The organism is Alphaproteobacteria bacterium, assembly GCA_005883305.1.
Classification (GTDB): Bacteria; Pseudomonadota; Alphaproteobacteria; order Sphingomonadales; family Sphingomonadaceae; genus Allosphingosinicella.
On record VBAC01000001.1, the window covers coordinates 1176406 to 1189604 of the forward strand.

General features: G+C 67.7%; 11 protein-coding genes. 6 read left to right on the forward strand and 5 right to left on the reverse strand.

Annotation, left to right across the window (positions count from 1 at the left end):
- Positions 1–10: 10 nt before the first annotated feature.
- Complete coding sequence (locus E6G92_05835; protein TMJ20728.1) at positions 11–1279, reverse strand: chemotaxis protein; 1269 nt, start codon at positions 1277–1279, stop codon at positions 11–13.
- 261 nt (positions 1280–1540) lie between these two features.
- Between E6G92_05835 and E6G92_05840 the strand changes: the two genes are divergently transcribed.
- Both E6G92_05840 and E6G92_05845 read left to right on the forward strand, forming a co-directional pair.
- Positions 1541–1825, forward strand: coding sequence for an osmoprotectant transporter permease (locus E6G92_05840; protein TMJ19313.1), 285 nt, complete (start codon positions 1541–1543; stop codon positions 1823–1825).
- Positions 1826–1852: 27 nt separating this feature from the next.
- A complete protein-coding gene (locus E6G92_05845) occupies positions 1853–3031 on the forward strand; it encodes a VWA domain-containing protein (GenBank protein TMJ19314.1) in 1179 nt (392 codons plus the stop codon).
- A gap of 17 nt (positions 3032–3048) precedes the next feature.
- On the opposite strand, the gene E6G92_05850 is transcribed toward E6G92_05845, so the two are convergent.
- A complete protein-coding gene (locus tag E6G92_05850) occupies positions 3049–3786 on the reverse strand; it encodes a hypothetical protein (protein TMJ19315.1) in 738 nt (245 codons plus the stop codon).
- A gap of 266 nt (positions 3787–4052) precedes the next feature.
- Here E6G92_05850 and E6G92_05855 point away from each other — a divergent pair, with 266 nt between their 5' ends.
- From E6G92_05855 to galK, 3 genes are read left to right on the forward strand one after another with little or no spacing between them, the layout of a single operon-like run.
- On the forward strand, positions 4053–5183 hold the full coding sequence (locus E6G92_05855; GenBank protein ID TMJ19316.1) for a 1,4-beta-xylanase: 1131 nt from the start codon (positions 4053–4055) through the stop codon (positions 5181–5183).
- A 54-nt stretch (positions 5184–5237) separates the two neighbouring features.
- Positions 5238–6281 (forward strand): UDP-glucose--hexose-1-phosphate uridylyltransferase, encoded by a 1044-nt coding sequence (locus E6G92_05860; GenBank protein ID TMJ19317.1) that lies wholly within the window; start codon positions 5238–5240, stop codon positions 6279–6281.
- Positions 6278–7423 carry a galactokinase gene (gene galK / locus E6G92_05865; GenBank protein ID TMJ19318.1) on the forward strand — a complete coding sequence of 382 codons (1146 nt, stop codon included), beginning with the start codon at positions 6278–6280 and terminating at the stop codon, positions 7421–7423. Before E6G92_05860 ends, galK begins: the two co-directional genes overlap by 4 nt.
- 148 nt (positions 7424–7571) lie before the next feature.
- Here the strand turns inward: galK and E6G92_05870 are convergent, their stop codons facing one another.
- Positions 7572–8771 carry a DUF1343 domain-containing protein gene (locus E6G92_05870; GenBank protein TMJ19319.1) on the reverse strand — a complete coding sequence of 400 codons (1200 nt, stop codon included), beginning with the start codon at positions 8769–8771 and terminating at the stop codon, positions 7572–7574.
- Between the two features lie 2 nt (positions 8772–8773).
- Positions 8774–9307, reverse strand: coding sequence for a DOMON-like domain-containing protein (locus E6G92_05875; protein ID TMJ19320.1), 534 nt, complete (start codon positions 9305–9307; stop codon positions 8774–8776).
- 130 nt (positions 9308–9437) lie between these two features.
- Here E6G92_05875 and E6G92_05880 point away from each other — a divergent pair, with 130 nt between their 5' ends.
- Entirely contained in the window at positions 9438–10670 is a 1233-nt protein-coding gene (locus E6G92_05880; protein TMJ19321.1) for a tyrosine--tRNA ligase, read from the forward strand.
- 414 nt (positions 10671–11084) lie between these two features.
- Here E6G92_05880 and recG read toward each other — a convergent pair whose 3' ends face one another.
- Positions 11085–13142: an ATP-dependent DNA helicase RecG gene (gene recG, locus E6G92_05885; GenBank protein ID TMJ19322.1), complete on the reverse strand. Its 2058-nt coding sequence runs from the start codon at positions 13140–13142 to the stop codon at positions 11085–11087.
- Positions 13143–13199: the final 57 nt, after the last annotated feature.

Consider the following 13199-nt stretch of genomic DNA (forward strand, 5'->3'; position numbering starts at 1 on the left):
CGGCCTTCGCCTAGCGCACTTCCTCGTCGCGATAGGCGAGCTCGAAATTGCCCCAGCGGCGGCCGCGCACGTAGAGCGGCACGAAGACGTTCTTGACCGCCAGATGCCGGCCCTTGCTGAAGCCCATCGAGTAGGTGGCGAGCATCGCCTCCTTGTCGCTGGCGATCGCCCGCCTGGTCGTGTCGTCGAGGAAGTTGCGGCGGTTGCGGCAATAGGCCGCGTTCCATTCGGGATCGTCGCTCTGCGGCTGCGAGCGCTCGGAAATATGGGTCGGCAGATAGCCGTTCATGTCCGTGATCGCGGTGGCGATGAGCCGCGTCTCCTCGCGCATCAGCCGGTCGAGAACGGGCCGGACGTGAGCGTCGGCGAAATCGCAGAAGCGCACTTCGTACTGGACCGGGTTGGTCCCCGGCATCTCGACATAATCGGTGTCGAACACGTCCTCGAAACTGATCTCGCCGCGCTCGATTCCGTCCTCGATCAGAGTCTGGATTTCGCGCTCGGCGCGCTGGGCGTATTCGATGAACGGCGTGTCGTCGATCCTGACGCCCGACGAGGCGAGCCGGTCGAGCATCTCGTTGGAGAGCAATTCGAGCTTGGACAGCCGCTCCTGGGTCTCCTGGAGCTGGCCGCCGTTCGCGCGCGCGTCGGCGGCGAAGGAGGAAAGGCCGCTCTTCACGCTGTCGACGCTCGCCTGGATGTGGCTGGTGGACTGGGCGATGCCGTCGGTCTGGCGGTCGACCAGGGCGACGATGTCGGCGACGTCGCGGACGGTGTCGTTGATCCGCGAGAAGGAGGATTGGGCAACCCGGCTCTGCTCGACTCCGCTCCTGATCTCGCTGGTCACCGCCTCGGCCTCGCGGGTCAGCGAGGCGATCGTTCCGGCGATCTCGCCGGTCGCCGCGCGCGTATCGTGGGCGAGCTTCTTGACCTCGGCCGCGACCACCGCGAACGAGCGGCCGGCCTCGCCGGCGCGGGCGGCCTCGATCGTGGCGTTGAGCGCGAGCATGTTGGTCTTCGACGCGATCGTCTCGATCGCCGAGGAGACTTTCTGCACCTGGGCCATCGCCTCGGCGAAGCCGGCCATCCGCTCGCCCAGCTGGACGACGAGGTCGGTGAGCGTGCTGAACACCTGGATCGTGTCGCCGACCGCAGCGCGGCCCTGGTTGAGCTTGTCGCGGGCCTGCTCGGCGAGCACCCGCGCCTCGTCGGTGGAATCGGAGACCTGGGCCTGATCGGCCATCAGCCGGGTGGTGACGTCCTCGAGCTGGTCGAGCATGGCGAGGTTGGCGGAGATGCGCTCGTTGACTCCGGACACGTAGCCCGCAACGTCGCTGCACTCGATCGCCAGCGACCCGCAATTGCGCGCCACCTGGTTGATCGCTTCCCCGTCGGTCCGCTCCGTCGCGCTTGTAGCCACTTTGATCCCCAACCTCTTCGCTTGTCGCACGGTGGCTAATCGGAATTCGTTGAAAGCGCGTTAACCACCGCTCGCGGAAGAGCGCTGTCCCGCGCCCTTCCCGTTCGTTATGGTCCTGCAATGATCCTTTATCCATTTTTTCTGGTTGTTGCGGCGATCGCGGCCGCGGTGCTCGGCTATTTCTTCCTGTGGGGCCTGTCGGACGGCAGCGTCTCGTCGTTCAATATCGGCATTTGGCTCGCCCTCGTGGGCGGCGCCGGGGCCATTCTGGGCGGAGGACTGTATCTGGCCCGGCGCGGGCAACGCGGAGCGGCCACCGCCGTGCTGGCGCTCCTGGCTCTCCCCGCAATCGCCTTCGTGCTATTCTTCGGCCTGCTGATCCTCAGCCACCCGCGCTGGAACTGAGCCCGCGCGCGGGTTAGACGCGAAACCATGTTCTTCTCCTTCGTCGACGAGCTTCGCGCCGCGGGCATTCCCGCCTCGATGAAGGAGCACCTGACTCTGCTGGAGGCGCTCGACGCCGCGGTGATCGGGAGTCGGCCGGAGGAATTCTACTATCTCGCCCGCGCCATCTTCGTGAAGGACGAGGGGCTGCTCGACCGGTTCGACCAGGTGTTCGGAAAGGTCTTCAAGGGGATCGAGACGAGCTACGGCGCCGAGGCGGTCCCCATCCCCGAGGAATGGCTGAAGAAGGTCGCCGAGCTCTACCTCACGCCCGAGCAGATGGCCGAGATCAAGGCGCTGGGCTCGTGGGAAGAGATCATGAAGACGCTGAAGAAGCGGCTCGAGGAGCAGCAGGGCCGTCACCAGGGCGGCTCCAAATGGATCGGCACCGGCGGCACCTCGCCCTACGGCAATTCGGGCTACAATCCCGAAGGTGTCAGGATCGGCGGAGAAGGCGGCCAGGGGCGAGCGATCAAGGTCTGGGACAAACGCGAGTTCCGCAACCTCGACAGCAGCAAGGAGCTCGGCACGCGCAACATCAAGGTGGCGCTCCGTCGCCTGCGCCGTTTCGCCCGCGAGGGCGCGGCCGAGGAGCTCGACCTCGACGAGACGATCGCCGGCACCGCGCGCAAGGGCTGGCTCGACATCGCCATGCGGCCCGAGCGGCACAACGCCGTGAAATTGCTCCTCTTCCTCGACGTCGGCGGATCGATGGATCCGCACATCAAGCTTTGCGAGGAATTGTTCAGCGCGGCGACCAGCGAGTTCAAGAATCTCGAATTCTTCTATTTCCACAACTGCCCCTACGAGGCGCTTTGGAAGGACAATCGCCGCCGCTTCAACGAGCGCACGCCGACGTGGGACGTGCTTCACAAATACGGCCACGACTATAAGTTGGTGTTCGTCGGCGACGCCTCCATGAGCCCCTACGAGATCACCCACCCGGGCGGCTCGGTCGAGCATTATAACGAGGAAGCGGGCGCGGCCTGGCTGCAGCGGCTGACGAACACCTATCCCGCCGCGGTCTGGCTCAACCCGGTGCCCGAGAAATATTGGAGCTACACCGGCTCGATCCAGGTCGTCCGCACCCTGATGCAGGACCGCATGTACCCGCTGACCCTGGAGGGGCTGGACGAGGCGATGCGGACGCTCAGCCGGAAGAACTGAAGCCCGGGCGAACGCGGTTAATGCCCCGCGCGCGTCGTATAGGCGAAGCTCAGAATGCTCAGCGGGCGGCCGTCGTCGCGGGTCTTGAGGTCGCCAATCAGGAAGTCATATTGATCGTAGAAGCGCAGGTCGGTGACCACCAGCGAGGTCGGGCCGCTGCCGCGCGGCGGCGCGACGACCCGCCAGCTGCGCGAGCCGCGCGCCGGCATTCCGGTCCAGAGCCATTGCCGCCAGCCCGGCAGCGAAGGCACGCCGTCCGCCTCGCCGACGTGACGCTGCGTGCCGGGACCGCGAAAAAGCGCCGCCATGCCGCTTGCGAGCCGGGCGTGCTCGTCGCCGCCGATCACGATCAGCGTGCACCGGCTTTCCACCAGCCGCCCGGGCCGATCGATCCGCTCGATCTTCAACAGCAAGGTGCGCCGGCGCGCGCGGTCCGCGAGGCCGAATGCGCCGGCCTGCGGATCCGCGATTCCGAGCCGCTCGCGGGCCGCCGAGTCGAGGGGCTGCCAGTCGCGGTCCTCCGGCGCCGCCGATCGGCCGGTAAGCCGGTTCGCTTCGAAGCAGAACAGGCGGAAATAATCGATCGCATCGCGCAACGGCGGCAACGGGCCCGGCCGCGCGGTCACGACGATCGTTTCGAGCGCGTCGGGCGGCGGAGAGGCGACGCCATTCCCGGCGCGATCGGACGCCGGCTGCGCGGCCGCCGCCGCCAGCGGGAGCAGCGCGGGGAGCGGCCAGGAGCGGCTCGGCCTCATCCGGCGAGTCGGCGTCGCTTCACAGGAACTGGGCGCATCGGGCTAGCCTCCAGGATCATGTGCCGGGCGGGGCAGACGATGAAGTCGCCGGCGAGGCGCAAGTGCGCTTCGCCGCGCCTCGCTGACCGGTCGCCGCCGGGCCGCCAGCGCGCGCGAAAGACCGAATCTTCTGGGGATAACCTATGATAATTTCTTGGAATTATCGCAATGCGCCCCCATAACCGGAGGCGTGTCTTGGCCTTGTATGCGTATCGGGGGGGAAGAAGATGCCGGCCGCCGCGGCTGAACGCTTCGAACTGCGTGCCGCCGCGCACGAGCGCTGGACGTCCGAAGCCGCGCATGGCTGGTATTCGGCGCTGCCGTGGCTGGTCGGCTGCAACTTCACGCCTTCTTATGCGATCAACCAACTCGAATTCTGGCAGGCCGAGACGTTCGATCTCGCGGTGATCGACCGCGAGCTCCAATGGGCCGCGGAGCTGGGCATGAACGCTGCTCGGGTCTACCTGCACGATTTGCTCTGGCACCACGATGCCGAGGGCTTCGTGGAGCGCATCCACGCCTTTCTGGCGACCGCCAGCCGCCACGGCATTCGCACCATGCTGGTGCTGTTCGATTCGTGCTGGGACCCGCATCCTGCGCTGGGTCCCCAGGGCGACCCGCGGCCCGGAGTCCACAATTCCGGCTGGGTCCAGTCGCCGGGCGATCCGGCCCTGTCCGACCCCTCCCAGCACGACCGGCTGCGCGACTATGTGGCGGGCATCGTCGCCGCCTTCGCCCGGGACGAGCGGGTGCTCGCCTGGGATATCTGGAACGAGCCCGACAACGGCCCGGAGGTCGCCCTGTGCGATCCGAGGCTGCTCGCCGCGAAGGCGTCGCTCGTCGCCCCTCTGCTGATCGCTGCCTTTGGCTGGGCGCGCTCGGCGGCGCCCGAACAGCCGCTGACCAGCGGAATCTGGCTTGGAGACTGGTCGGCGCCCGATCTGCTGAGCCCGATCCAGCGGGCGCAGACCGCCCATTCGGATTTCATCTCGTTCCACAATTACGGCGCCACCGCCGATTTCGATCAGCGCGTTCGCTGGCTGAAGGGCTTTGGCCGGCCGACGATGTGCACCGAATATATGGCGCGCTCGACCGGCAGCACGTTCGAGGCGATCCTTCCCAGCGCCAAGGAAGAGCGGGTGGCGGCGTTCTGCTGGGGCCTGGTGCGCGGGCGGACCCAGACCAACCTCGCCTGGAATGCGGAGGAGAATCCGCTGATCTGCGAAGGGTCGATGCCCTGGTTCCACGATATCCTCCATCCGGACGGTACCCCGCATCTGCCCGACGAGGTCGCATTCCTTCGCCGGATCACCGGCCGGGACGCCGCGGCGCAAGGCGCGGGGTCGAATGACCTTTGAGCGGCCCGCCGCGCTGGTGTAGCGAGCGGCGCAAGCAGCACCTGCCCGAGTCCGATGACACCGACCGCCTTCGACCCCGCATTGCACCCGCACCGGCGCTTCGATCCCCTGAGCGGCCGCCACGTGCTGGTCTCTCCGCACCGGGCCTTGCGTCCCTGGTCCGGCGCCAGCGAGAGGGCGGCGCAAGCGGCGCCCTCCTTCGATCCCTCCTGCTACCTGTGTCCCGGAGTCGAGCGCGCGTCGGGCGTTCGCAATCCCGATTATTCCTCGGCATTCGCGTTCGACAACGACTTCGCGGCCGTCCCCGACCGCGCGCCGGACGGACCGGAGCAAAGCGATCCCTTTCAGGTCGCGGAGCCGGTGACCGGCGCTGCCCGGGTGATCTGCTTCTCGCCCGATCATTCGCTCTCGATCCCGGAGCTGCCGCTCGAATCGGTCCGGGCCGTGATCGACCTGTGGTGCGGCGAGGCGGCCCGGCTCGGCGAGCGCTTCCCCTCGGTGCAGATATTCGAGAACAAGGGCGCGGCGATGGGTTGCTCCAACCCGCACCCGCACGGCCAGATCTGGGCGACGGACTATGTCCCGGACGAGATCGCGCGCGAGTCGCTCAACCAGAGCGATTGGCTGGCTCGGCACGGCGCCAGCATGCTGCTCGATCTCGCCGCGCGCGAACGGGCGGCCCGCGAGCGGGTCGTGGTCGAGACTCCGCTCTGGCTTGCGATCGTGCCCTATTGGGCGGCCTGGCCGTTCGAGACGCTGTTGCTCCCGCGCTTCCGCGTGGCCCGGCTGCAGGATCTGGACGAGGCGGCGCGCGCGGATCTCGCGGCCGCGCTGAAGGAATTGACGATCCGCTACGACAATCTGTTCGAGACCAGCTTTCCTTATTCGATGGGCTGGCACGGCGCTCCCAGCGACGCGGACGACGCCCCGTGGCAGCTGCACGCGCATTTCTATCCGCCGCTGCTTCGCTCGGCGAGCGTGCGCAAGTTCATGGTCGGCTTCGAGCTGCTGGCCGAAGCGCAGCGCGACCTGACCCCGGAGCAGGCGGCCGAGCGGCTGCGCGCCGTGAGCCCGATCCATTATCGCGAGAGGCGATGAGCGGGGGGGGCACGGGGAGCCGCGCCGAAGCGGCGTTCGCCGCGGCGTTCGGCGGCGCGCCGGACCTGGTCGTGCAGGCGCCCGGGCGGGTGAACCTGATCGGCGAGCATACCGATTACAATGACGGCTTCGTCCTGCCCTGCGCGATCGATTCCGGCACGGTGATCGCCGCGCGCCGCCGGAGCGACGCCGTCCTGGCTGCGGTCGCCGCCGATTTTGGCGAAGAGGACCGGATCGCGCTCGACTCGCCGATCGCGCGGGCCGGCGGCTGGCGCGATTATGTCCGCGGAGTCGCGGAGGTGCTGCGACGCGAAGGCCTGGCGCGCGGGGCCGAGGTCGCGATAGCCGGCGACGTGCCGCAGGGCGCCGGCCTCTCCTCGTCGGCCTCGCTGGAAGTAGCGCTCGCCACGACGCTGGCGCGCCTCCAAGGGCTGGAACTGGGCCCGACCCGAATCGCCCTGCTCGCCCAGAAAGCCGAAAACGATTTCGTCGGATGCGCCTGCGGAATCATGGATCAGCTCGTCTCGGCCAGGGCCGGCGAAGGCCAGGCTTTGCTGATCGACTGCCGCTCGCTCGATTGCCGCCCGGTGCCGATGCCCGAGGGGCTGGCGGTGATCGTGATCCACTCCGGGATCGAGCGCGGGCTGGTCGACGGCGCCTATAACGAGCGGCGGCGGCAGTGCGAGGCGGCGGCGCGCCATTACGGCGTCGCCGCGTTGCGCGACCTCGACGAGGAGGCGCTGCTGGCGGGCCGCAAAGGACTCGATCCAGTCGCCTTTCGAAGGGCGCGCCATGTGGTCACGGAGAATGCGCGCACGCTCGCCGCCGCCGAGGCGCTGGCAAGCGGCGATCTTCCCCGGCTCGGCCTGCTGATGGCGCAATCGCACGCCTCGATGCGCGACGATTTCGAGATCACCCTCCCCGCCATCGACCGGCTGGCCGAGATCGCCGCGGAGGCGATCGGCGGCGAGGGCGGCGCTCGGATGACCGGCGGCGGCTTCGGCGGCTGCATCGTCGCTCTGGCGCCGCAAGCGCTGGTCGAGCGGGTCCGGGAAGCAGTCGAGCGCGGCTATCGCTCTCCCGACGACCGTCCGGCCCGGTTCATGGTCTGCCGGGCTTCGGCGGGCGCAGGGCCGGTCTAAGGCCTGCTCAGCTTGCTGAACCGCTCATCCTGAGGAGGGACCGAGCTTGTCGAGGGCCCGTCTCGAAGGACCGTCCTTCGAGACGCCGTTTCGACAAGCTCAACGGCTCCTCAGGATGAGCGGCAAGGCAGTTAATGGCAATCAGGCTCTAGTAGCGCAGATAGCGGCGGCGCTCTTCCGCCCAGGCCGCCTCGTCCGGCACCGTCAGCGCATCCAGGTCGCCCGGCTCCGCGCCGGCGTCGTCGACCCATTCGCGCAGCAGCGGAGAGCCGTTGATCACGTCGATCGCCAGCTTGCCGTGCTCATATTCGTAGGCGAAGTCGCGCCACAAGGCGTAGCCGGGATAGATCCGCCGGATCGCCTTGAAGGCCAGCGCCTGGAGCCGCCACGGCTTGAACGCCTCATGGTCGTAGAAGCGCCCTTCCGCATGAATATGCACGCCGCTGCATAAGTGGCCGACATGCTTGTGGAAGGTCGGCTCGAACGAGATGTCGCGAAGGATGCATCCCTCGAGCCATTCCGGCGCGAGCGCGCGCATCTCGGCGATGACCCGGCGGGCGTCGATGTCGGGCGCGCCGAACAGTTCGAGCGGCCGGGTCGTCCCCCGCCCTTCCGAGAGCGTCGTCCCTTCGAGCATCACCGTCCCCGCATAAGCGCGCGCCATGTTGAGGTTGGGCGCGTTGGGGCTGGGGTTGATCCACACCCGCTCGGCCAGCGGCCAGCCGAAGCCGGGACCTTCCTCGGGCGCGTAGCCCTCCATCTCGATCACCCGGTAATCGACGTCGAGCCCGAGCTTGTCGACGAACCACGCCCCGAGCTCGCCGAGGGTCAGGCCGTGGCGCATCGGCAAGGGCCCCGCGCCGACGAAGCTTTCCCAGCCCGGCCGCAGGGTCAGCCCCTCGATCGGGCGGCCCGCGGGATTGGGCCGGTCGAGCACCCAGACCGACTTGCCGTGCTTCGCCGCCGCCTCGATCACGTAGAGCAAGGTGGTGATGAAGGTGTAGATCCGGCAGCCGAGGTCCTGGAGATCGACCAGGATCACGTCGAACGTCCCCATCGATTGCCCGCTCGGCCGCCGCACCTCGCCGTAGAGGCTGAACACCGGGATTCCGTGCTCCGGATCGGTGAAATCCGGCGATTCGACCATATTGTCCTGCTTGTCGCCCCTGAGGCCGTGCTGCGGGCCGAAGGCGGCGGTGAGATCGAGTCCTACGGCGGCGAGCGCGTCGATCGAGTGGGTCAGATCCTCGGTCACCGAGGCCGGATGGGCGAGCAAGGCGACTCGCCTCCCCTCCAGCGGCTTGCGCAAGGCGGGGTCGGCGAGCAGGCGGTCGATACCGAATTTCATGGTCAGACGAGTGGCGGGAGTTCGATCGCAAAGCAATCCGGATGATGAAAATCGGGCTTCTCAGGATTGGGGTTGGCGAGCGCCCAGTAAGACTTTGTCCCGTCGACTTCCTCAATCACCGCCGACAGGCCGGAACGACTGGGACCAGTCCACGGCGCGATCAAATCGAGCGCGACGCGCAGCGAGCAGCCGGTCACGTCGCTCCAGAAGTCGATCTTCGGCGGAGCGAGCGGCAAGTCGCGCATGCCTTTGCGATAGGAATCGAACCTGTAGGCGGCCCAGGCGCGGGACGGCGAGAAGTTGAATTCGAAATAGGAATCGTCCGGCACTTCCCGCGTGAAGAGCTCGAAGCATGTCGTCTTCCAAAGCTCGCCGCTTCGCTCGACGCGGCCAGGGGTCGGCACGGCCAGCCCACCGCTTGCGAACACCCGATATTCGAGCATCGTCGGGCGATAGCCACTTGGCGCGAAGGTGGCGCGGATTCGCTCGACCGACCGGGCAGGCGTATCCGGATGACAAATCAGATCGACGTGCATCGCCTCCCCCTACGTCATTCCCGCGCAAGCGGGAATCCAGCTTCTCTGCCCCGCGCCAGCAAGAAAGAAGCTGGATCCCCGCTTGCGCGGGGATGACGTGGCGCACGTGTCTCGGTAAGCACACGCCGTCATGACCGACTACAAATCCGATCTCCTCCGCTCCCTCTCCGAGCGCGGCTACATCCACCAGGTGACCGACGCCGCGGGCTTGGATGCGCTCGCGGCCAAGGAGATCGTGCCGGGCTATGTCGGCTTCGACGCCACCGCGCCCTCGCTCCACGTCGGCAGCCTCGTCCAGATCATGATGCTCCGCCGCCTGCAGCGGGCCGGGCACAAGCCGATCGTGGTGATGGGCGGGGGAACGACCAAGATCGGCGATCCATCGGGCAAGGACGAGAGCCGCAAATTGCTCACGAGCGAGACGATCGAGGCCAACATCCAGTCCATCTTCCGCACTTTCCAGCATTTCCTCACCTTCGCGCCCCAGGGTGAGGAGGGGACCCCGACCGACGCGATCATGGTCAACAATGCCGACTGGCTGGACCATCTCGATTACATTCCGCTGCTGCGCGACATCGGCCCGCATTTCACGATCAACCGGATGCTGACCTTCGACAGCGTGCGCCTCAGGCTCGAGCGCGAGCAGCCGCTGACCTTCCTCGAGTTCAACTACATGATCCTCCAGGCCTACGACTTCCTCGAACTGTCGCGCCGGGTGGCGTGCCGGCTGCAGATGGGCGGATCGGACCAGTGGGGCAACATCGTCAACGGCATGGAGCTGGCGCGGCGCGTAGACGGCACCCAGCTCTACGGCCTCACCACCCCGCTGATCACCACCGCCGACGGCGGCAAGATGGGCAAGACCGCAGCGGGTGCCGTCTGGCTCAACGCGGAGCAGCTTGGCCCTTACGATTACTGGCAATTCTGGCGGAACACGCAGGATGCCGACGTCGGCAAGTTCCTGCGGCTGTTCACCGATCTGCCGCTCGACGAGATCGCGCGCCTTGAGGCGTTGCAAGGGCAGGAGATCAATGAGGCCAAGAAGGTTCTGGCCGATGCGGCGACGGCGCTCCTGCACGGCGAGGAGGCGGCGGCGGGCGCGGCGGAGACGGCGCGCAAGACCTTCGAGGAAGGCGCCGCGGGGGAAGCGCTTCCCACGCTCAAGGTGACCGGCGAGATCGGCCTTATCGACGCGCTGATCGGCCTTGGCCTCGTCGCCTCCAAGAACGAGGCGCGGCGGCTGATCGCCCAGGGCGGAGCGCGGGTGGATGGCGAGGCGGTGAGTGAGGACCAGAGCATCGCCGTTTCCGGCGAAGTCCGGGTTTCAGCCGGCAAAAAGAAGCACGGGCTGCTGGTTCCCTAATTCCTCCCCGGAACGGGGAGGGGGACCATGCGAAGCATGGTGGAGGGGTCGACGGCCTCGGATCGGCCCCACCACCACGACGCTTCGCGCCGCGGTCCCCCTCCCCGTTCCGGGGAGGATTTCAACAGTCACGCGCACCTCCCTGCGGAATTTGCGGGGCACCGCAGAAAAATCACGGGGAGCGCCGCAGAAAAATCACGGGGAGCACCGCTGAAAATCGCCGGGAGCCTCGCCGCCGGATAGCGTTCCGGGCGGCGCAAAACGATGTTTTCGCGCCTCCTGACGTGATTTCGGCGACGCGCCGACTGCATAAGGCTGCATAATTATGCAGAGCCAGCCTTTCGTGGCCATCCAGATGCCGTCGGCCCCACCACCATGCTTCGCATGGTCCCCCTCCCCGTTCCGGGGAGGAATTTAGCCGCCTCTTAGCAATCCCACCGCCGCGTCGCGCTCCATCAGATAAAGCAGGATCCGCGCCGCCCGGCCGCGCTCACCCTCCAGCCCCCCATCGCGGTCGACCAGCAGGCGCGCGTCGTCCATCGCCATCGGGGCCAGCTCTGCGATCTGCTCGGGGCCGGCGAGGCGGAACTGGGCTTCGCCGCTTTGCCGAGTCCCCAGAATCTCGCCGGCGCCGCGCAGGCGCAGGTCCTCCTCGGCGATCCGGAAGCCGTCATTGGTCTCGCGCATTAGGCTGAGGCGCGCGCGCGCCGTCTCGCTCAGCGTGTTGCCGCGCAGCAGCAGGCAGATGCTGTGCTGGTCGCCGCGCCCCACCCTGCCCCTGAGCTGATGCAGCTGGGCGAGGCCGAAGCGGTCGGCATGCTCGACGATCATCAAGGTCGCGTTGGGAACGTCGACCCCGACCTCGATCACCGTCGTCGCCACCAGCACGCCGATTTCGCCGCGTGCGAACGCCTCCATCACCGCGTCCTTGTCCGGGCCCTTCATTCGGCCGTGGACGACCCCGACCTTCGATCCGAAGCGCAGGCGAAGCACGCTCGCGCGCTCCTCGGCCGCGGCGAGGTCGCTCGTCTCGCTCTCCTCGACCAAGGGGCAGACCCAATAAGCCTGCCTTCCCGCCGAAAGATGACGGCCGAGGCCGTCGATCACGTCCGGCAGGCGCTCCTCGCTGACGACCCGGGTTTCGATCGGCTGGCGGCCCGGCGGCATCTCGTCGAGCCGGCTGACGTCCATCTCGCCATAATGGGTCAGCGTCAGCGTTCGCGGGATCGGAGTCGCGGTCATCACCAGGAGATGGGGCGGCCGCTCCGCTTTCGCCGCCAGCATCATCCGCTGGGCGACGCCGAAGCGGTGCTGCTCGTCGACCACGGCAAGGCCGAGCCTCTTGTAGGCGACCGCCTGCTGGAAGATGGCGTGGGTGCCGACGAGAATGTCGATCGAGCCGTCGGCGAGGCCCATCAGGCAGGATTCCCGCGCCCTCCCCTTCTCCCGCCCGGTGAGGATGGCGACATTGACGCCGAGCCCTGAAAGCTGCCGCGAAAGCGTGTCGTAATGCTGGCGGGCGAGGATCTCGGTCGGCGCGAGCAAGGCCGCCTGGGCGCCGGCCTCGACCGCGGCCAGCATCGCCATCAAGGCGACCAGGGTCTTGCCCGAGCCGACGTCGCCCTGGAGCAGGCGGAGCATCGGCACCTCCTGCTGGAGGTCCCCCTCGATTTCCGCCACCGCGCCGCGCTGGGCCGAGGTCGGTGCATAGGGGAGCTTCAAGCGGTCGCGCAGCCGGCCGTCGCCCTTCAGGGGCACGCCCTTGCGCCTGCGCGACGAGGCGCGGACGAGGTTGAGCGCGAGCTGGTTGGCGAACACCTCGTCATAAGCGAGCCGCTCGCGCGCCTTGGCCGCGGCCGGATCGCGGTGCGCGGTCTCCAGCGCCTCGGCCCAGCCGGGCCAGTCCTGCTGCGCCTTGAGGCTCGGCTCGATCCATTCGGCCAGCTCCGGCCGGCGGGCCAGGGCCTGCCCGGCGAGGTCCGACAGGCGATGGTTGGTCAGGCCTTCGGACAGCGGATAGACCGGCTCGCGCTCCGGGATCGCCGCCGCGTCCTCGGGCGCCATCACATGGTCCGGATGGACCATCTGCAATTCCTGGCCGTAGCGATCCAGCCGTCCGGAGACGATTCGCGGCTCGCCGATCGGCAGTTGCTTCTTCCCCCAGCCGGGATTGTTGAAATAGGTCAAAGTCACATAATCGCCGCCGGCATCCTGAGCGAAGATTCGGAACGGCCCGCGCCCGCCGCTCTGGCGATAGTCGCGCGCGGTCAGCTCCACCGTGATCGTCCGCCCGACGTCCGCCTCGTCCAGCCGCTCCACCTTCTTGCGGTCGATCCAGCCGGTCGGCAGGTGGAACAGGATATCGACCACCCGGTCGAGCTTCAGCCGGTGCAACGGACGGCCAAGCGCCGGCCCGATGCCCTTCAGCACCTCCACCTCGGCGAACAATGGGTTGAGAATGTCTGGGCGCATGATCGCTCATTGGTCTGCCCCAGATCGTCGTTCCAGCGAAAGCTGGAATCGCATTTC

What these genes read in the sequence shown, in the direction of transcription:
- E6G92_05880 (TMJ19321.1), top strand. Translation starts at nt 9,438, where the DNA reads ATGACCGACTACAAATCCGATCTCCTCCGCTCCCTCTCCGAGCGCGGC.
- E6G92_05860 (TMJ19317.1), top strand. Translation starts at nt 5,238, where the DNA reads ATGACACCGACCGCCTTCGACCCCGCATTGCACCCGCACCGGCGCTTC.
- E6G92_05870 (TMJ19319.1), bottom strand. Translation starts at nt 8,771, where the DNA reads ATGAAATTCGGTATCGACCGCCTGCTCGCCGACCCCGCCTTGCGCAAG.
- recG (TMJ19322.1), bottom strand. Translation starts at nt 13,142, where the DNA reads ATGCGCCCAGACATTCTCAACCCATTGTTCGCCGAGGTGGAGGTGCTG.
- E6G92_05845 (TMJ19314.1), top strand. Translation starts at nt 1,853, where the DNA reads ATGTTCTTCTCCTTCGTCGACGAGCTTCGCGCCGCGGGCATTCCCGCC.
- E6G92_05850 (TMJ19315.1), bottom strand. Translation starts at nt 3,786, where the DNA reads ATGAGGCCGAGCCGCTCCTGGCCGCTCCCCGCGCTGCTCCCGCTGGCG.
- galK (TMJ19318.1), top strand. Translation starts at nt 6,278, where the DNA reads ATGAGCGGGGGGGGCACGGGGAGCCGCGCCGAAGCGGCGTTCGCCGCG.
- E6G92_05875 (TMJ19320.1), bottom strand. Translation starts at nt 9,307, where the DNA reads ATGCACGTCGATCTGATTTGTCATCCGGATACGCCTGCCCGGTCGGTC.
- E6G92_05840 (TMJ19313.1), top strand. Translation starts at nt 1,541, where the DNA reads ATGATCCTTTATCCATTTTTTCTGGTTGTTGCGGCGATCGCGGCCGCG.
- E6G92_05835 (TMJ20728.1), bottom strand. Translation starts at nt 1,279, where the DNA reads ATGCTCGACCAGCTCGAGGACGTCACCACCCGGCTGATGGCCGATCAG.
- E6G92_05855 (TMJ19316.1), top strand. Translation starts at nt 4,053, where the DNA reads ATGCCGGCCGCCGCGGCTGAACGCTTCGAACTGCGTGCCGCCGCGCAC.